Origin of the sequence: Streptomyces sp. NBC_00376 (genome assembly GCF_036077095.1) — a bacterium.
Lineage (GTDB): Bacteria > Actinomycetota > Actinomycetes > Streptomycetales > Streptomycetaceae > Streptomyces.
In genome coordinates, this window is sequence record NZ_CP107960.1 from 974885 (window position 1) to 995536 (window position 20652).

15 protein-coding genes and 1 pseudogene are annotated in these 20652 nt (G+C 70.7%); 4 read left to right on the forward strand and 12 right to left on the reverse strand.

Annotated elements, in window-relative coordinates:
• Window positions 1-122 precede the first annotated feature (122 nt).
• Window positions 123-1262, forward strand: a complete 1140-nt coding sequence (locus tag OG842_RS04585) for an acyl-CoA dehydrogenase family protein (RefSeq protein ID WP_323185796.1) — start codon at window positions 123-125, stop codon at window positions 1260-1262.
• 14 nt (window positions 1263-1276) lie between these two features.
• On the opposite strand, the gene OG842_RS04590 is transcribed toward OG842_RS04585, so the two are convergent.
• Together OG842_RS04590 and OG842_RS04595 are read right to left on the reverse strand one after the other, a co-directional pair.
• The gene (locus tag OG842_RS04590; protein ID WP_266727661.1) at window positions 1277-2356 is read right to left on the reverse strand and encodes a sugar ABC transporter permease; all 1080 of its coding nucleotides are present in this window, start codon (window positions 2354-2356) and stop codon (window positions 1277-1279) included.
• A complete protein-coding gene (locus tag OG842_RS04595; RefSeq protein ID WP_266727663.1) occupies window positions 2353-3558 on the reverse strand; it encodes an MFS transporter in 1206 nt (401 codons plus the stop codon). Before OG842_RS04595 ends, OG842_RS04590 begins: the two co-directional genes overlap by 4 nt.
• Before the next feature lie 219 nt (window positions 3559-3777).
• Between OG842_RS04595 and OG842_RS04600 the strand changes: the two genes are divergently transcribed.
• The gene (locus OG842_RS04600) at window positions 3778-4530 is read left to right on the forward strand and encodes a hypothetical protein (protein WP_323185702.1); all 753 of its coding nucleotides are present in this window, start codon (window positions 3778-3780) and stop codon (window positions 4528-4530) included.
• A 138-nt stretch (window positions 4531-4668) separates the two neighbouring features.
• Window positions 4669-5349, forward strand: a complete 681-nt coding sequence (locus tag OG842_RS04605; RefSeq protein ID WP_266727666.1) for a sigma-70 family RNA polymerase sigma factor — start codon at window positions 4669-4671, stop codon at window positions 5347-5349.
• A 362-nt stretch (window positions 5350-5711) separates the two neighbouring features.
• Here the strand turns inward: OG842_RS04605 and OG842_RS04610 are convergent.
• Window positions 5712-5873: pseudogene (locus OG842_RS04610) on the reverse strand (site-specific DNA-methyltransferase); the annotation flags it as partial.
• Between the two features lie 660 nt (window positions 5874-6533).
• Between OG842_RS04610 and OG842_RS04615 the strand changes: the two are divergent.
• Window positions 6534-9071 (forward strand): right-handed parallel beta-helix repeat-containing protein, encoded by a 2538-nt coding sequence (locus OG842_RS04615; protein ID WP_266727668.1) that lies wholly within the window; start codon window positions 6534-6536, stop codon window positions 9069-9071.
• Window positions 9072-9420: 349 nt separating this feature from the next.
• Here the strand turns inward: OG842_RS04615 and OG842_RS04620 are convergent, their stop codons facing one another.
• The 9 genes from OG842_RS04620 to OG842_RS04660 all read right to left on the reverse strand — a co-directional run bounded on the left by OG842_RS04620 (window position 9421) and on the right by OG842_RS04660 (window position 20652).
• Window positions 9421-9789, reverse strand: coding sequence for a VOC family protein (locus tag OG842_RS04620; RefSeq protein WP_266727670.1), 369 nt, complete (start codon window positions 9787-9789; stop codon window positions 9421-9423).
• 232 nt (window positions 9790-10021) lie between these two features.
• Window positions 10022-10435 (reverse strand): hypothetical protein, encoded by a 414-nt coding sequence (locus tag OG842_RS04625; RefSeq protein ID WP_328512084.1) that lies wholly within the window; start codon window positions 10433-10435, stop codon window positions 10022-10024.
• Window positions 10436-10481: 46 nt separating this feature from the next.
• Window positions 10482-10862 (reverse strand): protease inhibitor I42 family protein, encoded by a 381-nt coding sequence (locus OG842_RS04630; RefSeq protein WP_266727673.1) that lies wholly within the window; start codon window positions 10860-10862, stop codon window positions 10482-10484.
• 109 nt (window positions 10863-10971) lie between these two features.
• Window positions 10972-12555 carry a peptidoglycan-binding protein gene (locus OG842_RS04635; protein WP_266727675.1) on the reverse strand — a complete coding sequence of 528 codons (1584 nt, stop codon included), beginning with the start codon at window positions 12553-12555 and terminating at the stop codon, window positions 10972-10974.
• Between the two features lie 11 nt (window positions 12556-12566).
• Window positions 12567-12938 (reverse strand): hypothetical protein, encoded by a 372-nt coding sequence (locus OG842_RS04640; protein ID WP_266727677.1) that lies wholly within the window; start codon window positions 12936-12938, stop codon window positions 12567-12569.
• A gap of 327 nt (window positions 12939-13265) precedes the next feature.
• Window positions 13266-14816, reverse strand: coding sequence for a TRAFAC clade GTPase domain-containing protein (locus OG842_RS04645; protein WP_266727679.1), 1551 nt, complete (start codon window positions 14814-14816; stop codon window positions 13266-13268).
• A 6-nt stretch (window positions 14817-14822) separates the two neighbouring features.
• A complete protein-coding gene (locus OG842_RS04650) occupies window positions 14823-17312 on the reverse strand; it encodes a GTPase-associated protein 1-related protein (RefSeq protein WP_266727680.1) in 2490 nt (829 codons plus the stop codon).
• Window positions 17309-18499: a TRAFAC clade GTPase domain-containing protein gene (locus OG842_RS04655; protein ID WP_266727681.1), complete on the reverse strand. Its 1191-nt coding sequence runs from the start codon at window positions 18497-18499 to the stop codon at window positions 17309-17311. Before OG842_RS04655 ends, OG842_RS04650 begins: the two co-directional genes overlap by 4 nt.
• Complete coding sequence (locus tag OG842_RS04660) at window positions 18499-20652, reverse strand: Hsp70 family protein (RefSeq protein ID WP_266727682.1); 2154 nt, start codon at window positions 20650-20652, stop codon at window positions 18499-18501. Before OG842_RS04660 ends, OG842_RS04655 begins: the two co-directional genes overlap by 1 nt.

Sequence of the window (20652 nt, forward strand, 5' to 3'; positions counted from 1 at the left end):
CCAGGGCACCTGCGCGCCCGACCAGTTCCGTGGAGAGGCAGTCGGACTGTCGCTTCCACGGGTTCCCGGCAGACCGGAGGAATGTGGTGGACGACCGCGAGCAGGTCTCGGAAAACGCAGGCGTGGCGGCTGAGTTGAGGAGTCAGGTATGCCGCTTCATACGTGAACGGGTGATGCCGGCCGAGAGGGTGCTGGACGCCGGTGGGCCGGTCGCCGCCGCCACCTTGCGCGACCTGCGCGTCCTGGCCCAGCAGGAAGGGCTGTGGGCCCTGCCGTTGCCCTCCGGGCTGGGCGGTGGTGGGCTTTCTCTGACGGAGTACGCGCAGGTGGCCGAGGCCGAAGGGGCAAGCGACCACGGGCCTGCCGCCCTGGGGTCGGCTTCGCTGCTGGATGTGCTCATGTTGAACCGTCACGGCAGCACACGCATACGCGAGGAGTATCCGAAACGGCTCGGCGCCGGGGAGCTCCGGGCCTGCTACGCGATGACCGAACCCGGTGTCCCGGGTACCGACCCCTCAATGACCCGTACCCGGGCCGTGGAGGAGGCGAATGGGAGCTGGAGGATCAGTGGCCGCAAGTGGTTCACCTCGGGAGCCGCCGACGCCGACCTGGTGACCGTTCTGGCCCGAACCGACTGGTCCACGGACCGCGGCGGCCTCTCCCTGTTCCTGGTACCGACCGGAGCACCAGGCTTCCGCGTCGTGCGCGAGCTTCCCGTTCTTGGCGCTGGTGGCCAGTCGGAGATCGAACTGGACGGTGTCCGTGTCCCCGGCGACCATCTCATCGGGGAGCGGGGCAGCGCTCTCACCATTGCCGGGGAACGTCTCCAGCTGGGCCGTACTCTGCGGGCCCTGCGCTGGACCGGCCAAGCACAGCGGGCCTTCGACTTGATGTGCGAGCGTGTCAACGCCTGTACCGGCTCACGCGGTCCGCTCGGCGGTCACCAGCTCGTGCAGCAGCATGTCTTCGAGTCGCTGCTCGCACTGCGCACGACCCGTCCGCTGGTCCATGAGGCGGTGACCCGGATCGCTGCCGGGCTGGACGCGCACGTCGAGGTGGGCCTGGCCAAGGTAGCTGCCGCCCGCATGCTGCAGCAGGTGACGGACGCGGCCATCCAGGTCCACGGCGCGGCCGGTCTGGGACCCGACACTCCTCTGCCCGCGCTCTTCCGTACCGGGCGAGCCTCCCGGATCCTGGACGGCCCGGACGAGCTGCACATCACTTCCGTCGCCCGTCGTGCACTGCGCGCCTACGAAACCTGAGCGGCCTGCCTCGTCTACACCGTGCGGATGTCGACCAGCCCGACCAGGGCCGCCAGCCCGAGGGCCAGGAAGAAGTCTCCCCAGATCAGTTCGTGGCGCACGGCAACCGATCGTCCGGCGTCGTAGCAGCCGTTCAGCAGCATCCCGGTGGGCCGGGATCCGGCCGGCCCGGAGAGGTGCACGGTCACGAGGTGGGCCAGGATCGAGCATGCCCGGGAGTGGTACTCAGCTGCCCTGGGTCCCGGGACCAGGGCGAGCTTCAGCAGCGCCACCGCTGTGATCGCGGCGGCCGAAGTGTCCTGCGGCCCGTCCGGTTCTCCCTCGTCGGCCGGCGGAACGCCCCACCGTGGCGCCCCGGTCAGTGCGGCGGCCAGCTCCGCAGCCGTCGCTTCCAGCCGTTGACGGTTCCACCGCGTGGTCCTGGGCTGATGCAGGGCGTCAGCCACGGCGAGCAGGAGCCACGGTCGCCCGCGGCTCCAGCCGGGTCTCGGCTCGTCGCACGGCCGCCAGCCCCTGTCCGGCTCGAACCGCAGGGCGGGCACCACTGCCCCATCGGCAAGGCACAGATCGATGTGCCGGTGGAGGTGGGACGCGGCAGCCGCGGCGCCCTCGGCACCCGAGGAGGCAAGCAGCGGCACAATGCCGGGCACGGCATCCACACGTGCCAGCAGCCCGGGGCCGCCCAGCGCGGCCCCCCAGGGAACCAGGCCCAGTTCGGGGTCCAGAGCATCCAGGCAGGCTCGGGCTGCTCGGCCACGAAGCTCGTCCGCCCCCGGGTCGCCGATGGCCAGGGCGGTCCCGTACCAGAGGATCAGACCGCGGGTGGCGGTGTCCGCCTCCACCCATCCGGCCAGCTGAGCCGTACAGTCCGAGGCCACGCCCCGGTCGGCTGCGTCACCGGTGTACCGGGCCCGCAACCACAACAGCCCCGCCCAGAACCCGCCGGTCCACGATCCACGACCGGTCGTCTCCCAGCGGCCCGTCTCCGGGTCGGCGAACAGCGGGAAACGTGCGCCGACTTCGTCCCTGGTGACACCTGCCCGGCACAGAATGTCCGCGAGTGCGCGTTCAATCCGGTCCCCGGCCACCGTCACGCCGGAACCGCCTTGGACGGCCTGTTCTCCCGCACGGCCCATGCGAAGGCGACGGCCCCGGCCGCCGCGAACTCCGCGGCCACCAGCAGCCATCCGGGCCCGTAGCGGCCGGCTTCCGCGAGTGCTCCGAAGACGGGTGGGCCCAGGGCGAAGCCGGCGAAGAAGCCCGCAGAGACGAGTGCCGAGTCCTGCCCCGCGCGTCCGGGGGCGGCACGCTGCATCACCAGCACCATGGAGACGGCGTTGCCCGCAACGGCGAACACACCGACGGCCGTCGCCGCCACCCAGACCAGCGGGTGAGCCAACAGCGCACCGGCCAGCAGGAGAGCCGCTCCGACCGCACCGGCCGCCAGCCAACCCGGCAACCACTCGGCCCGCCCTGGCCGGGCGGCGTTCGACCAGCCCACCCGGCCGGCAATTCCTGCCACGCCCAGTACGGCCACCAGAGCACCGGCCGTCGAAGGACTCATTCCGAGCTCCTGGACGCCGAAGAGCGCCAGATAGGTGTTGACCGAGGCAATGCCGCTGCCCAGCAGCAACGAGAATCCCGCCAGCCAGGCAAGGGCTCCCCGCGGCACCAGCGAGGCACGGAGCGAAGTCTCCTTTGCCGGTGGATCGGCAGGCAACGCACGCATGGCCCACGCAGCCACGGCCAAAGCTGTGCCGGACGCCGTCCACACCGCACCGCGCCACCCCACTCCCGACGCCAGTGCGGCAAGCGGCAGACCGGCAACGAACGCCCCGAGTTGCACACCCGACTGCTTCATTCCGGTCACCGAACCACGCCGGGCCGGCACGACGGCGGCCAGGATCGCCTTGTTCGTAGCCGGATTGGCCAGCGCCTGCGGCAGACCTCCCAGGGCGACGGCGGCCAGGAGGAATCCCGTACCGGACGCCGCACCGATCAGGGCCAGCGCACCGGCGGACACGAGCAGCAGAGCAACGAGGGACCGCCGGGGGCCGATCCGGTCCACGATCCGGCCGCCCACCGGGGAGAGAACCGCCGCGGTCCCGAAACCGATCGTCGTCGTCAGCCCGAGCGTTGCGGGAGAGATCCCCAGCTCGTCGACGAGTCGCGGGCCGAGGGCTCCCAGAAGAAAGAGCTGCAGCATCGAGAACGCCATGGCGCAGGTGAGCAGCGCCGTCAGCGACCGGCCGGCTCCTGATGCCAGGGCCGCCGGCACTCCCTGTCCTGTCCGCACCGGTGTCTCCGTCCCACGCCACTGGTTCACCTGTCGCCACGTCAGGAGTCGGGCCGAACAACACTGGAGTTCCCCGCAATTCATGTGGCATACGCCACAATCGGCAGGCTGGGGGTGCCTGTCCCGACTTTGCGTACCCACCCGTGACGGCCGACGGAGGAGTGCAAGGATGGGCCCGCCATGACTCCAGGCCGATGTTGTCGAGCGGTACGCGCTGCGGTGTTCGCAGCGACCTGTGTGCTGCTCGCTGCCCTCGGCCACGTGCTCATGTCCGGAACGGGCGTTCCCTGGTGGGCCATGGCCGCCGCCTTCGTGGCATCTGCGGCCACTGCCTGGTTCCTCAGTGGCCGTGAGCGCGGCGTTCTCGCCGTGACCTCGATGATGGTTGCCGCCCAAGGCGTACTGCACACCGGATTCTCGCTGGCACAGGCAACCGTGCACCCCGCTGTGACCGACAGCCCGTCCTTCGCTCAGCAGTGGGCCGCTGCCCTGCTCTGCGGTCCGGCAACCCCCTCCTCGATCCCCGAGCCGGAAGCCGTACGCATCGTCACCGAAGCCGGGCTCGGCAGCCGGCTGCACCAGCCCCCGCCCGGAACCACAGGCATGACCATGACGGGCGGAATGCAACACGCTCATTCCGGCATGGAGGCGATGGCCGACCCGTCGACCGTCATGCCCGCGGGGCACTCCATGGCCGGCCTGTCATCGGCCGGGATGCTGGCCGCGCATCTCATGGCGGCACTGTTGTGCGGACTCTGGCTCGCCTACGGGGAACGGGCCGCGTTCCGCCTGCTGCGCACCTTCGCCGGGTGGATCGTCGCGCCGCTGTGCCTGCTTCTCCGTCTCCCCGCACCGCCCCATCGGCCGCGCATCAGCGCTCGCCGTGGCCACCGGTCCCCCGCGCTGCGGCAGCTCTTCCTCATCCACGTCCTGACCACGCGGGGGCCACCGTCCGGGATCGCTGTCATCTGACAGCCGGTTTCCCGACGTGCCGGTGTTCTTCACCGCATGCCTCGGGCATCGGCATCGCCCACGAGCGATGCCGTACACCCCTCACCGGCCCGCCGCTGCCGCGGAGCCGGATCCCGGACCCCGGAAGGACATCAGGCGATGCCCCCTGCCCTGCCACCGCAGAAAGCGGTAGCCCACCTCCGCGCCTCACGTCATACCCACAGCGCCGACGAGCCCGTCACCCTGTTGGCGCTGGCCGCGCGCAATGGCTCACCCGCCGCAGTCGACCGTTTCGTACGCGCCTTGCACGGCGACGTCTGGCGCTACGTGGCATACCTCAGCGCCGACCCTCAATCAGCCGATGACCTCACGCAGGAGACCTTCCTGCGTGCACTCGGCAGCCTCCAGCGGTTCGAGGGGCGCTCATCAGCCCGTACCTGGCTGCTCTCGATCGCCCGCCGCACCGTCGTGGACAGCCTGCGCCGTGCCGCAGCCCGTCCCAGAATCTCGGACCGGGACGATTGGCAGTCCGCCGCCGAGAAGGCACAGCCCCGCGGCTTGCCCGGCTTCGACGACGGGATCGCACTCGCGGAACTGCTGGCGATTCTTCCGGCGGAACGTCGTGAATCATTCGTGCTCACACAACTCGTCGGACTCCCCTACGCGGAGGCCGCCGCAACCATCGGTGTCCCGGTCGGCACGGTTCGCTCACGCGTGGCCCGGGCACGTGGCTCACTGCTCGAACTCATGAGGGACGCCGAGGATCTCGCCGCACAAGAAGGGCAGCAAGGTCCGGCACACCCTCCCCGACGAGGGATGTTTCTCTCCGCAGCGAGCTGAGCAGGCAGCGGACACCGGACCGCAGGGCGCCGGGGCAGGATCAGCTGCACCGGTGCCCAGCGGTACTGGCAGGGGGCGCGACACGGGAACGGCATGGGCCCTCGAAGACGCGAGCGCCCGTCGGTCCGCTACGCAGTGGCAAGTCCGAAAGACAGACACCGTCGGCCGGCACCTCGCCGTCAGCGCCCCAGCGTTGAGCACCCACTCATGCCGCCGCACGGTATCGCGTGGTACCCATTCGGCCAGAACGTCGCAGAGAAGATTCACGCAAGCCACACCGTAGGGGGCCGGGCGCAGGTCGATCGCGGTGAATGGCGGGTTGTTGGTGCGTCGGCGGTCCGTCGGCCCCGGCCTGACAGGTCTCATGCTCGTGCCTCCGGTCCGGCCAGTACGAAGTCGTCCTGGGTCGGCTCCGCCTGGAGCCTTCGCTCGGCAACATCGGCGCAGTGCGCCGACAGTTCGACGCCCACGAACCGCCGGTCCTCGCGCAGGGCTGCGACGCCCATGGACCGGCTTCCGCAGTACGTGCACCTCGTGCTCGGTCACAGCGCCTCCGTGCACCGGGGGAGCGAACCCGTACGCGTGTCGGCCCGCCTCACCCCGAAAGACATCGAATCGGTCGGCAGGACAGCCGGGCGCAATCTGAGCCCCGCCACCGCAATCGATGCCGAGGCATGGATCGACGAGGCGGGCCGCATAGTGCACGTACGCCAGGAAATTCTCGGGACTGCTGCTCTCGGCATGCACCTCGGGCTCGCCCGCGCCACCGAAATCCGGCCGGCAGGTGGTCCGCGACCGGCTGGCCGCAGCCGACGACGCCCCCTGCTCGGCCGCACTCAGAGCCGTCACACAGTCCGGGACCGGACGACTGCAACTCATGGTGGGACGGATCAACCTCAACGCGCCTTGACGGGTCGCACGGGGACGCGCCTGGGGTCTAGACGGCACGATTCATCGGATGTATGACTGGGTTCCTCGGCAAGACTCCAACGAGTGTTCCTCCGAGCTCCCTGACGTCCATGGATGAGGACGCGATGAATAACCCGATGTTTATCTCAACCCTTCTACGCAATGCAGCAATTGGCCTCGCCGCCGCTGCGGTCTCCGTGACGGCGGTGTTAGCCGCAGTTGCGCCCGCTCAGGCAGCAACCATCCACGTCGTCGCGGCGCCCGATGGAAAGGGTTTGAACTGCACCGCCACCGCTCCCTGCGATCTCGACGGCGCCCAGGCGAAGGCGCGGCACCTCGTGAGTACTGGAGCAGCAGTTACGGTGGAGTTGCTGGGCGGCCGCTACGAGCTGTCCAAGACGCTGCGCTACACCGCTGAGGACTCCGGCACTGCCGAGCACCCGGTGGTGTGGCGGGCGGCAGACCCCGGCAAGGTCGTCATCTCCGGCGGCACTCGGGTGACCGGGTGGACCGAACACGACGACGAGCGCGGAATCTGGGTCGCCGACGTCCCGGTCGGAAGCCGGTCGCGCCAGCTCTACGTGGACGGCGCCTGGGCCCCGGTCGCGCAGGCCGGGGCCGGCGAACTCGACTTCCCGTCCTCGTGGACGGGCACGTCCACCGGGTACGAGGTCACCCACGACGCCTCGCGCAAGTGGCTCGACGCGCTCTCGCCCGAGGACGCCGGCAAGGTCGAGTTCGTCTATACCGGCAAGACCGGACCGTGGACGCAATCGCGGTGCCTGGTCGACTCGGTCACTCCCAAAGAGGGCAGCACCACGGTAACCATGCTCGACACCTGCTGGGACGGGATGACCAAGCGCCCCCCGCGTGCCCCGATCGAGAGCGGCGGCCTGCCCAACATGAGTACCTCGACCGTGCCGACACGCGTCGAGAACCACTACTCACTGCTGTCGACCGGTGAGTGGTTCCTCGACTCCGACGCCGGCAAGCTCTACTACGCTCCCAAGGCCGGGGCCGACATGAAGACCCTCGACGTCACACTTCCCCGCCTGGAGCGGCTGATGACGGTCGGCGGCACCCTCGCCGAGCCCGTACACGACCTGGTCTTCGAGGGGTTGCAGTTCTCCTACGCGACCTGGCTCGGTCCCTCGCGGACCGGTTTCGCCGAGGTGCAGTCCAACCTGCACATCACCGGCGCACCCAACCAGGGCAAGTGCGCGGTGACCACACCGGCGGGCAGCTGCCCTTACGGCGCGCTGAGCCAGCCACTGGGCAATGTGGACGTGACCGCGAGTCGCGACGTCCGGTTCGTCGGGAACACCTTCCGCGCGCTAGGCGGCGCCGGGCTGAGCGTGCGCTACGGCGCCACCGGCACCGTGATCGAGGGCAATCACATCACCGACACCTCCTCGACCGGCATCTATCTGGGCTGCACCTACGATCCCCAGCCGTGGGACGCCGGCACGCATTCAGGCATCAAACAACACTGCGCCCCGGACGCGGCAGCGGTGGCCGGAGACACGATCGGCACCAACGAGGTCGTCAAGGGCACACGAGTCTCCAACAACGTGATCCACGCGGTCGGACGGGACTACAAAGCTGCTCCGGGCGTCACGATCCTGTTCGGGCAGGACCTGCGGATGGATCACAACGAGGTCTTCGACACCCCTTACACGGGCATCACCGCGGGCATCGTCCAAGGACACTCCACCGACGCGGACAATCCGGGCAACAACCCGAACGTCAACGCACGGAACGTGATCAGCGACAACCTGATCCACAACTACATGCAGGAGCTGCGCGACGGCGGGGCGATATACGTCGAGGGCCACCAGGCCCAGTACGTCGAGAAGGCCGATGGCACCCTCGACATCGCCGCCACGCGAGCCAACGGGTTCCGTGCGTCGGGGAACGTGGCCTTCAACGACCGCCCGGACACGAACTTCACCTACTACGACGATGCCGGCTCGCAGTTCATCACCTGGGACGGCAACGTGGCGTTCAAGACCGCCGGGGCCTCGCAGGGCGGCTGCTCGCCGGCCGGCTATCTGTGGACGGAGAACAACTACCTGTCGGGCCGCGTCGGCCGATACCCCTGCCCACCGGACCCGCTGGCCGTCGTCACGGGGAACAACACCGAGATCCCGAGTTCGCCCACGCTCGCCGACGTCCCCGAGGCCAAGTTCGCCGAGGCCGGGCTGGAGCCGGCCCGCCGGGCCCTCTCCCGGTCCGGCCCGCTGGAGTTGCGCTACGAATCCCCGCGCTCGGCCGACGGCACGCGGCTGCTGGCCGTGAGTGGCCTGACCGACCGCACCCGGATCTACGCCGGTCGTACCCTGCTGGAGCAGCGCCGTATCAGCAGCACCTTCGTGGAAGTGGCCGTCCCGGACGCCGTCGCCTCGCATCCGATCTCCGTCGGGCGGCCGGCCGATCCGCACCGGTGGACCCGGGTGAACGAGACCGACCCGAGCACGACCGGCTCCGGTTGGTCTCTCTCCTCCGGTCGTGGACTCGGGGACTTCCACGACGATCTCCTCTACGCAAAGGAGAACGGATCCACCGTCTCCTTCCGGTTCACCGGTTCCCGGGTTCGCATCTACGGGGAGACCAACGCCGACCAGGGCGAGTTGGCCATCACCGTCGACGGCGGCAATGCGGTGACCGTCGACACCCGGTCGCCCTCGCGTCAGAGCAACACCGTCGTCTACGAGACCCCTCGGCTGGGCGACGGGGAGCACGCCGTGACCATAACCAAGGTGAGCGGCACCTACGGCACGTTCGACGGCTACGAGTATCTGGACCGTTGGTGAGCCCGACGGCCTCGACCGGCACCGTCGCCGTGCCCGACCGACCTGGTTGACCCACGACGAGCAGGTCGGGGCGGGGTGCAGCGGAACCGGGGGTGTGCGAGCGGCCAATCGTGTTCAGGGCTGCGAACAGGCCGACTGCGCCGTGGCTCACGCAGGCGAAACCCCGCCGCTCGGGCACTCCCCGGGAGGCGGATACAGGCCGACGACGTCACGGATCCTGTCGATCAGGAACGGGTCCGGGGAGATCTTGACGGTACGGGTCCGCCATGGCCGGAGGCCATGGCGGACCCAGATCCGCAGCACGCTCGCGGGTGATCCGTACGCAAAGCGGCTCACGTGCGGAACAGCGTCACCGGGCCGGGATCGGCTGGGTCAGGTTCACCGGGTTGCCGTCGGGATCCTGGATGTGGGCGACGCGCTGTCCCCACGGCATGTCGTTGGGACCGCTGCGGACCGTACCGCCCAAGGCCGCCACCCGGCCGAGCGTCGCCTCGACGTCGTCGACACCGATGCTGAGCAGGATCCGCGGCGCCGCACCGGTCCCCGGGTTCGTCCTGGCCACCAACCCGAGGTCGGTGTCGCCGATGCGCAAGCCGAGGTAGAAGGTCGGGCCTTTCGCCGGTTCCCGGAAGATCTCCTCAGCGCCGAACAGTTTCGTATAGAAGTCGAGCAGAACGTCCTGGTCGGCGGTCAGGATCACTGGCTGGATGGTGGACATGGCACTCCTGTCGAGAACGGTCGTGTCGCTGGTTGGACCGTTCGAGGACGGGGAACTCATCGGCAAAACCATCCCGCCGCACGATCTGCGACACGGGCCTGGACCGGGCCACCGGCAAGGCTGTTCGCCGCTACGAACACGCCCGGTCCGGCGAACTGGTCCACACCGACGTCAAGTGGCTCGACCGCCCAGCCAGAGCCTGAGGGTGTTCGGCTTCATGACGCAGCTCGGATCACGTGCTCCGGTCCCGCGCCCGGGTCAGCTGCTTCAGTTCGACAATGGTCGCGACGGCGCGCAACCAAGTGGCCGCGGTGTCGTCGGCGGCGATCCCGCCCATGAGTTCGGTGCCCGCTTGCAGCCACTCCCTCATCACGTCGGCCGCCTCTGGGCGAGGCAGGGGCTCGGGCAGCTGCGCGGCGTGGGCGAGCCCGCCGGCGCGCACGATGTCGGCGAGGAAGGCGACCGAGCGCGGCTCGGTGCCGAGGCGGTCGAGGATGACGGCTGCGGCCGCGGCGCCGTCGCCGAACAGGGCGGTGCGCCGGTTGCCGGGCTCGGCGGTGAGGCCGTAACGCAGCAGGACGGTGATGTCGAGCCGGGCCAGCTCGTCGTCCGTGAGGTCCGGCGGGTACGGGGCGTTGTCGTTCATGGCGGGGCCTCTGGTGTCTCGTCTCGTCCGACTGGTCCGCTGGGGCTCAGCCGACGGTGACGGTGTAGGTGATGCGCTCGGGAGCCTGGGAAGGGGACGCCGCCCCCGTGGTCGGGGTGGCGGAGGGGCCGGCCGTCTCGGGGCGCAGTGTGGAGTTGTTGCCCTGGCACGTGGTGAAGGTGCAGTGCAGCAGCGTGAACCGGGTGGTCCCCTTGCCCTTGGCCTCGAAGGTGAAGGTGAGCCGGCCGCCGGCGCCGGGCACCGGCGCGTCGCCGGAGTCCGACGCGTAGTCCTGGCCCCGGCTGACGAGCACCGAGCTGTCGGGCTCGGGGCCGACCAGGTACCAGTACTCGCGGGTGGAGGCGTTCTGGTCGACGGTGAGCGTGAAGCGCTCGCCCGGCTCGGCGGTGATGCTGGTGTCGTCCACCGGGCGGCTCGCGCTGCTCGTGGAGCCGCCGGCCGGTTCGTCGGAGCCCGAGCCGCAGCCCGTGGCGAGAGCGAGGAGCGCTGCCGCCGCGATCGCGGCACCGCCCCTGCTACCGCGGAAGATAGACGCTGTACGCGTTGGGGAGATCACTGTTGGAAGCCTTGCCCATGTGGCCGTTGATGAAGTCGTCCTCGCTGACCCAGGTGGTCGAGCCCCAGGGGTTGTACACCTGAAGCATGTCACCCTCCTGGGCGATGATGGTCATCGCGTGGGCGCCCTCCTCGCCCGAGACGTCGACCGGCACCGGCCGCCCCTGCGCCACCGACTTCTCGACTTCGGTGAGGACCGCCCTGCGGTCGGCGGCGCTGTTCAGGTCCTGGCGCTCGTAGTCACTGCCGGTGGCACTGCCGACGGCGGTGTCGTTGATCCGTTCCTGCCCCTCGGACCCCATTCCGCCCCAGTTCTCGCCGCCTTCGCCTTCGGTGTGCAGCCGGTGCTGTTCGGCCACCAGCCGCTGCTTGAAGGCCTCGGGGTCGTCCTGCTGCCCGTCGGGGCCGCCGGTGAGGTCGAGCGCGTACAGCGGGTCGACCATGGCGCGGGACGTGACGGTGGACGAGGCCACGCAGGTGCCCTCGGAGCCGTCGCCGCCCTGGATCCACCGCTGGCCGTCGAACGTGACGAAGTCCGTGTTGTTGTTCGCGCCGTCCGGCGCCAGGCCTTCGTCGTTCATGCTGTCCGTGGCGGTGACCACCGGAGTGAGATGCCGGCGCATCCAGTCGGGGTCCTTGCCGTGGATCTTGTCCTGGAATGCGCCGATCTCGGCGACGCTGTGACCGGCTGCCAGGGCCTTCATCAGGTAGGCCCGCTCCTGTGGAGTTTCCGACTTCGCCAGCATCCGCTCCATGGCCGTCTCGTCGTCGAGACTCAGCTGGTCCATGCGCGTCGACGCGCGCTCCAGGTCGCCGGCGGTGAGGATCTCGTTCAGCTCGGTGTCGGCGCCCGCGACGCCGGTGTCGGCGAGCATCAGCTTGTCGACGGCGGTGAGTTCGCTGGTCTCCGTCTTCCCGGCCCGTGCCTCGGCGGCCCACTTGTTCAGGTCCCGGGCCGCGATGCGGGTGGCCTCCTGCGCCTCGGAGACGGCGTCGTGCATCAGGTCGACGGCGTAGGAGCCGAAGTGGGCCGCGTTCTTGCGGTCCCACTCCTCCTCGTCGTTCTCGTGCAGGTTGTCGAAGAACCCGTCCTTGCCGCCGAGCATCTTCTTCTGCTCCAGCAGCTGTCCACGGCCCCGTTCGTCGTTGCGCTGCGCGGCACCGATCGCGTCGGCCAGCGTCAGCAGCACCGACGCGCATCCCTGGAACGCCTCGCTCATCTGGGTCACGGCCCGTCCGGCGGCGTTCACCACGTCGGAGGCGAGGACGCCCGTGTCGCCGACCCACACCTCCAAAAGCCCCTTGCGGCCCACCCGGTCGACCTGGTCGAAGACGCCTTCGACGTGGCCGATCTGGCCGCGGTAGAGGCTGGCCAGTCCCTCCAGAACGCCTTGGTCCCCACCCGGTGCGGGCACCGAGAGAGCGTCGTCGATCAGGTCGAGGAGCTCGTTCCTGCTCCCGGCACCGAGCATCTTCTTGGACAGTCCGGCAAGCCACGCGAGGCGGAAGGAAGGGGATTCGAAAGGAGAGGAAAAGAACGACATCGGCCCGTCCCTCAGTAGCCCGACAGGACCGAGGTGCGCCCGCCCTGCGTCGATGTGTCGGTGCGAGCGCTCGTACCGCCGACGTGGACGCTGTCCACGCCCGTCCTCACCAGGCCGTCGGTGCCGTGGTAGGCCTTCTTCGCCAACTGCACCTTGCCACCGAGCTCGTGCAACGCCGACGCCAGCGTCTTCGCCTCGGCCTCCCATGCCTTGACGAACGCGTTCAGTGCCGACGCGGCGTCATTGCCGCCGGCATCGTCGTACGAGTAGGTCTTGCGGGACTTGACGGCCGAGCTGACGCCGTCCATGTCCGTGCCGGCATCGTCGAGTTGCCGGGCTTGGCCCGTCATTCCCGCTTCTATCTGGTAGCCGTCGTCGCCCACCGCATCTCCCCCGTACGCATTCGATCACGACCGCCGGGCAGCTAACACGCACTGCGTATACGGGAGATCGCCTGTCGTCCACCGCACACACCTCCTCCACATCACCCCGTCAAGGGCTGTTCCCGCAGCCTGCAACGGCCCGTTGCCGGCCCATGCGGCCGTGCTTGACCGAACTGTTTCGACTGCTTGCCGAGTTCGCTGACGCGGGCCCCTCCATGAACCGTGCGAATCAGGCATCGGGTGCCGTCACGGGCGCAGCGCCCCGGGCCACCGGCCTCGGTGTCGATGAACGCCCTGTTCAGGCAATTCGCTTCGTCGGCGCCCGGATCAGCTCCGCAGGCACCAGTCGACGAATCCCGTGACACTGGCGTCCACGCCGGCCCGCTCGTCCGCCACGGCGGCCGTGCGGAAGAAGCGGACTTCCCGGAAGTGCAGGTCCATGGCTCGCACGAGGCTGCGCAGGCCGAGCACGTCACGGAGCCAGGTCCGGGTGTCGTCGCTGTCCTCGGTACGGGCCGGTACCAGGCCGTGCTCGGTGAGCAGGTCCGTCTTGGTGATGGCGACCGCCAGCCGGGAACGCTCCAGCGGGGCACCCATCGCGGCCACCGCCTGGACCGAGCGGGCAAAGACCTCCTCCGGGTCGACCGTGGAGCCGAGGGTACGGTCGAGGAGGGGTCCGGGAGCGGGCTCCAGTGCGGTCCAGAACGCCTTCACGGCCATCGGGTCGAGGACGAAGACAAAGGTCCGCGCTGCCCGCGCGTAGCGCAGCGCGTCGGTGTCGTCGCGGTCGACGAACCTTTCACCGGCCGTGTCGAAGAGATGGACCAGCCGCTGGGAACGGCCGCGGCCGAGGACGAAGGAGTGGGCCCTGGGCAGGGACTTCTGCGTGGCGAGGGTGTGTCCCCGCATGCGAATCACCTCACGGAGCACCTGGTAGTTGGCGTCCGACTCCTCGTCGGCGAGGGCGATCGCCGGGCCGCCGTTCGCCGCCGCGTGTTCCAGGGACAGCAGCATGGCCGCCATCAGCTGGGTCTTGCCCGCCGCCTGCCCGCCGATCAGCGGGATCACCACCTCGGGCATGTGGCCGGCGTCCGTGTTCATCGGCTTCCCGCAGTGCGGGAGGGTGCAGTACGCCTGGAGCCGCCCGTTCCGGCTCATCAGCATCAGCAGCGTCGGCATGCGCCGCCCGCACTCACAGCGGCGCCGGAAGATGCCGTACGTCCCGGGGCGGATGTCCGTGTGCCGGCGGCGGCACGTGGGGGCGGGGCAGTCGTACGCCGGATAGGGCACGCGCTCGAAGCAGTGCGGGCAGAGCATTCCGGTACGCAGCCGTCGCATCCACAGCGTCGCCCGGTCGACGGCCCGCAGGGCTCCGGCGATGGTCCGGGCGCCGGCCGTGAGCAGGGCCAGAACGAGCGCGTGCAGGCCGAGGAGCAGGCCGATCAGCGGCGGGGCCAGTACCGTGCCCAGGCAGAGTCCCAGGTACAGGGTCAGGCCGTACGGCACGGTCAGGGCGCGGGTGCGCGCCGGGGCGACGAACTGGCGCGAGGTCACGGCGCGGAAGGAATCGCCGACTGTCGTGGCGTACGACCGGCAGGTCAGCGTGAGGAGCTGGCGCAGGTCACGGAAGCCCGGCCCGAAGAAGTAGTTGCGGTACGCCTTCACCTCCTCGTCCTGCGGCCGGTAGGGCGGCAGTGTCCGGAACTCAGGGGTGCGCCGGTACATGACGCCGACCAGTGCTTGTCCGTGCCGGGTGAGCAGCTGCACCACGAGGGCGAGGCCCCGCAGGGCGGCGATGACCGGGACGAAGGGCAGGTACGCCCCGAGCGCGAACATGAAGGCGACGGGCATGAAAACGAACGCGACGATTTCTGCCACGGCGAGTCACCGCCCCTTCTTTTTACGGGAGTTGTCGGGATTCACGGAGGCGGGAGTGTCGGACGGGGCGGGTGTTGAGCGGCGGCCGAGGGACGCCAACCTGCTGCCCAGACTCAGCGGACCGCGCCGCCGGACGGCCTCCACCTCCTCGGCGTAGCGGTCGGCGAGTTCGGCCCGGTGGGGCCGGACCGCTTCCTCGAGACGCTTCAGGTCCGTGACGCGCCAGTGCTTCCGCGTACGGGCGCGGATCGCCGCGACGGTCGCCTCGTGAGCCTGGGAGAGCGGCGCTCCCGTGGGCAGGGCCACGACGGCGGCGACATGACTGAGCATGACGTCGTCGATCCGCTCGCCGCGCGTCACCCGCTGGTGCACGACCGACAGGTACCGGTCCAGATCGCGGTGGTTCAACTCCGCCAGCCGACCCCGGAGCCGCCCGATGTCGGCGGGCAGGCGCAGCATGGCGGGCACCAGCCGGAAGCGTTTGAGCGCCCGTGGGGCCGACCGCGTGCCGGTCTCCGGGATCGCGAACGCGTCGACGAGTTCCGTGGCCTCGTGGGCGTCCTGGAGCGCGTCGTCCAGCCGGAGCGTGACCCGCACGTATTCTCCGGCACTCGCCGGAAGCCACGCGAAGCGGCTCGGAGGGGCGAGCGTTCGGCACAGGTCGAGGCAGGAATCGAGCGTGGCCTCGTCCTCGATGCGCTGGCCCAGGGTGCGGTCGAACCACTCCCCGACCGCCTCGTCCACCGGCACGGTGGAAGGCAGCTCCTCGGCGATACGGGTCGCCTCCCGGTGGGTCCAGGTGCGAGAGGGCCCCCGCCACAGACCGGACAGCAGGTCCTCGTCGGGCGACGTGCGCCCACGGATCCGCAGGATCCGGAACATGATCGGGACCGTGTTCGTGGGCTCGCGCTCGCCCCTCGCCAGGAGGCGGTGTTCCTGGAGCAGGGGGAAGCCCTGCAGGTCGTCCTCGCGGAGCAGTTCGGCGGGGAACTGGGAGAACAGCTGCTCCTGTCCCGCGCGTTGTTCCAGCACTTCCTCCACCGCCGTGACCAGGGACGTCCTCATCACCGGCAGGGAACCGAGGAGCTCGGACACGTCGGATCGGAACCGCGGGCCGGGGATGGGAAAACCGACCAGTGCGCGGGCCAGGGTGAGCGTCTCACGCGCCATGACCTCCGGCTCCACCGGGAGGTGGGCGCCGAGTGCCCAGAGCAGCAGGCGCGTCCGCTCGTGCGGGTTCCGCGCCTGGGCCTCCAGCAGCCGTTCCCAGAGGGCCGTGGCCCGATCGCGTGCCACCGGGTCCGTGATCGGCACGGGTGCGACGGCGTCCGCGGCGGGGGAAGCGTAGGCCCGCATGCGCGACCCGTGGAGCCTTCCCTCGATCTCCTGGTGCACTGCCGTGCCGCCGCCGGCCTTCGCGGCGGCACTCAGCACTGCCATCCGACGGTCGTCCAGGTCCCGGTGCTCGCGGTGGATGTCCGCGGCGACGGCAACCCGGCGCGCCCCCAGGTGATCGGCCCCGGCCAGCCAGTCGATCACCGCGTGGGCGTCGGCAGTGGTGAGCGTGATGCCGCCCGAGGCCGCCGCCGCGGCAACTGGCGCGTACCACTCGTCCGGTGTCTTCTCCCCGCCCCGGACGTAGTCCGCCGTCCAGGACCAGACAGGGCGGACGGAGCCGACGCCGATCCTGGTCAGGAGGCGGACCAGGTCCCCGACGTGGACCTCGGGGAAGACGCCCCGCGCGAAGTCGAACACGGTGTATGCCGCTTCCTCGTCCGGTCCGAAGGCGAGCTGTGCCTCGGGGACCGTGCCGATCAGGTGCAGCTGGCTGCGGGCCGGCCGGAGGACGTACGTGGCGAAGGAGAGGCCGCGGGCGAGCGGGGGTGGCAGCAGGTAGGACACCGCGGCGAACCAGTGCGCGATCCGCTCGGTCGTCTCGTCGATCACCACCACCGAACCGTGCTCGGTCAGCGCGGCGAAGACGGCGGCGAGCAGCTCCGGCAGCCTGGCCGCGTGGGGATGGCCTCGCAGGAACGCGCTCACGCCCCGGGCCCCGAGCGGCCCCGGCGAGGGACCCGCGAGCGCAGGGATCTCCGTGCTCGGGGACACCTCGCGGGACCACACCGGCGAGTTCCACAGCTCGATGGGGAGCAGCCCGCGCCCCGCCGCTGTGAAGTCCTCACTGTGCAGGGCGTGGGCGAAGTAGTTGCCGAAGCGACGGGCGGAGTCACGGCCCACGTACCGCACGCACAGCGCGGTGGCGCCCGCCCCCTCCCGGTCGTCGGGCCGGTAGCAGAGGTTGACCGGACAGCGCTCCAGAGCCTCCGGCGTGTCCGACTCCACCAGGGACCGCGGCGGCTCGTACCCGGCCAGCGCCTCCACGGTCTGCCGGGTCCCGGCGGTGACGCCCGCGCTGACGGCGTTGAACTGGAATCCGGAGAACCCGCTGAGCCCGTGCTCGCAGGAGGTGTAGTAGAGCTGCTGGAAGAGCGTCATCCCCGGCCCGCCTTCGGCACCGAACCGAACTCGCTCAGCAGCCAGAGCAGCGGGTCGGCCACCCTGTACGGCTGGATGCCGGTGGGGGCGACCCGGGCGTCGGGCGTGGGGTTGCGGCCGAGGGCGGAGACCCCGAAGTACCGGTAGCGGCTGTAATGGTTGTCCAGCAAGTGGTCGATCGCCACTCCGTCCCAGTCCTTCAGGAGTCGGCGCACCTCCTCGTGGACGCTGAGGCTGTCGCTCACGTCGAAGCGGCCGCGCGGGGGCGCGTAGTCGCGCAGCGGACTGCCCGGATCGAGCAGGTGCCAGAAGGCGTCCATCTTCGAGAAGACGACGGAGATCGGGATGTCTATCTTCTGTGCCGACCGGCCGGAACGGGGGGCCAGCAGGAGGTTGGTGACCCGGGAGAGGACGTTGATGGGGGTGTCCAGGCCCTCGGTGCCCGGCAGCGGCGTGCCGGGCAGGGCACCGTCCCGGGCGCCCGGCAGCTGGAGCGGATCGAGGAGCAGGACGATGCCGTCGGCGCCGGCCAGATAGCGGGTGTTCAGCTCCACGTTCTCCCGGGAGCTGAAGTCCTCACCGGCGGTGTCGAAGAACGACAGCACGGTGTGCTGCGGCCGCTCGCCGAGCAGGGTGCGCCGGCGCAGCCCGAAGCGGAAGACGAGCGGGTCCACGCGGTTGAGGGTGGTGGAGGCGGTCTGGGTGCCGGGGAACATCTGGTTGTCGCGGTAGAGACGGTCCTCGTAGTCGGAGCCGTAGCGCCGCATCGTCTCGTCGTCCGAACCCATCAGGGCAGCCCCGTACGCCTCGCCCACCCGGTTGCGCATCTCGTGGAGCAGCACCGTCATGTAGACGGTCTTGCCGGACGCCTTCGGGCCGACCATGGCGATCAGCCGGTTGTCCACCATGCCGAACTGAACGGGCAGTTCGGAGTGGCACACCGGGCAGATCCGGTAGGTGGTCTCGCCGTCGCAGTCCGGACAGACAGCTGTGGGCCTGCGACCGTCCGCGCCGAATTCCGGACCGAGGTCGTGGCTGCGACGCGGCCCCTTGCGCTGGTCCAGGACCTGGTCGCGGCGGCGCAGGCACTGCTTCCCCGTACGGCTCAGGCGGCTGTTGCAGCGGAACCGGATCTCACGCGGGCCGAATTTCTCGTAGCAGTAGGGACAGGTGAGGTGTTTGGCCATCAGGTGACTCGCAGTCTGTGCAGCGCCGCAGGGCGGATGTCGATACCGGAGTCGGTCCCCGCGCCTGTGCCGGTGTCCGTGTCGTCGGACGCCGGGAAACAGACCAGCCAGGACGGGCCGCGTGTCGCGGGCAGGGGGAACTCCACGGTCAAGGGGGTGCCGGCGGCCAGCCGCTGCGCGGGCACCTCGTGCAGGACGGTGCCCTCGGCCGTACTGGTGGGGCGGAAGCGGCCGAGGCTGTGGACGATACGGAGGGCGGGCAGGTCGCAGCCCGTTTCGGAGGTGAAGGAGACCGACGCCACCCGGCCCCTGAGGCGGCGGCGCACACTCGGCTCGTACGCGACGACCGTCGGCGCGGCGGGGACGAGCAACGACGACGCGCCTTCGCAGCCGTCGCTGAGCTCGGCGACCAACGCCTCCACGGTGAGGATGACGGCCTCCCGCCCGACGGCCAGGTCGAACCCGCCGTCGTGCTCGTACACCCGGCGCCGGCACACGACATCCCCCTCGGCGGGGGCAGTCGCACCGGTGCCGCCTCCCTCCCGGCGCCAGCGGACCCGGGCGCTCAGCGCGCCGTCGGGCCACGCCCACAGCACGAGGAGGTGGTCCCCGCGCCGGACGACCTGGAGCTGGTCGACCGGAATCGCGAAGTGGGCCGGGGGATCGATCCGGGATCCCGTGGGCGTGCGGGAGGGGGCTGGGGTCGGGGCCGCTGTGTCGTAGGGGCCGCTGACGGGCGGGGGCGGTGATTCGGGCGTGGGACCGGTGCCTTGCGCGGGGATGTGGGGCGGCTCGTCGTGACCCGGTTCGCAGGGCCCGAGGTCGGCGTGCGACGGTTCGGCGCGGGAGGGTTCGGTGCGGGAGGGTTGGGGGCGCGGCGGTTGGCGGCGCGGGGGTTCGGCGCGGGAGGGTTCGGTGCGGGAGGGTTGGGGGCGCGGCGGTTGGCGGCGCGGGGGTTCGGCGTGCGCCGGGTCGGCGTGCGGCGGCTCTGCGTACGACGGGTCAGGACGTGACTGTCCGGGGTCCGGGCGACCCGGCGCTTCGGCCTCCGGGGCCCCGGAGCCGCGCCCACCGCTGTCCTTGTCCTCGGCTGCTGACGCGCCACCCTGCCACGTGCCGGGCTCGGGGTCCTCCGGAAGGGTGCGACCGGCGCGCGGCTCCGGGTCCGTGGCGGCTACAACGGGCTCCGGGTCCCGGTCCATGGCGTTCCCGGCTCCCACGTACGGGTATCCGGAGCCCGGACCGGCGTACCCGGCCTCCGGGCGCCCCGGTCCGGCCGCGGGCCCGGCGACGACGCGCAGCACGCCGAAGTCCCGGAGCGCGAACAGCCCGATTGCGACGGCCCGTTCGGGGCGGTCGCACCGCACGGTCAGACCGCCCGCGGCCGGGAGGGCCTCGATGCCGGCCCGCATCCGGGGCGAGGCGCACATGCCGCCGGCGAGCAGCACGGTGTCCACCGCGGGCTCCGCGGCGGTGAGCTGGTCGCGGACAGCGGCGAGCGCGCGTTCTCGCAGCGGCGCCACAGCCCCTTCGACGGCGGCCGGATCCAGGGCCAGTGCGTGCCGCTCGCCCGTCGTGCCCTGCACGGACACCGGCACGGTGACACCGTCCGAGGTGTCGAGCGCCCGTCGGACGGTCTCCGCCGCTCCGAGTGGGTCCGCGACGTCCGGCAACCGTCCGGTGAGGACGGCGGCGATCGCCGCGTCCCAGTCGTCGCCGCCGTTGCGGAGGCTGACTGCGCGGACCACGTGCACGGTGAGGTCGGGGGCGATGGTGAGGACGCTCAGGTCCAGCGTCGTCGCCCCCTGGTCGCAGACCAGGACCGTGTGGTCGACGCCCTCGGCGATCGCCCCGTAGTGCAGGGCCACCGCGACCGATTCCGGGACGACCCGTCCGACGCCGAGTCCGGCGTGTTCCACCGCGTACCGGAGCTCGTCCTCCCGGCCGCCCGCGACGGGAAGCCCGAGGACCGCGGTCTCTCCCGTGACCGCGGTCCCTTCCGCGACGGCGGCGTCCAACAGCAGCGGCAGCGCCCGGACCGGGTCGAGGACGCCGTCCACACCGACGAGCCGGGTCGTGGTCACCTCTTGCAGCCCGTCGGGACCCATGCGTGCGACGCGCCCGAAGCGGTGTCCCAGGTCGATGGCGATCAT

Bases quoted from the DNA above. Each gene is read 5' to 3' on its own strand.
- OG842_RS04625 (WP_328512084.1), bottom strand. From the start codon at position 10,435: ATGAACGACAACGCCCCGTACCCGCCGGACCTCACGGACGACGAGCTG.
- OG842_RS04605 (WP_266727666.1), top strand. From the start codon at position 4,669: ATGCCCCCTGCCCTGCCACCGCAGAAAGCGGTAGCCCACCTCCGCGCC.
- OG842_RS04660 (WP_266727682.1), bottom strand. From the start codon at position 20,652: ATGATCGCCATCGACCTGGGACACCGCTTCGGGCGCGTCGCACGCATG.
- OG842_RS04620 (WP_266727670.1), bottom strand. From the start codon at position 9,789: ATGTCCACCATCCAGCCAGTGATCCTGACCGCCGACCAGGACGTTCTG.
- OG842_RS04655 (WP_266727681.1), bottom strand. From the start codon at position 18,499: ATGGCCAAACACCTCACCTGTCCCTACTGCTACGAGAAATTCGGCCCG.
- OG842_RS04650 (WP_266727680.1), bottom strand. From the start codon at position 17,312: ATGACGCTCTTCCAGCAGCTCTACTACACCTCCTGCGAGCACGGGCTC.
- OG842_RS04635 (WP_266727675.1), bottom strand. From the start codon at position 12,555: ATGTCGTTCTTTTCCTCTCCTTTCGAATCCCCTTCCTTCCGCCTCGCG.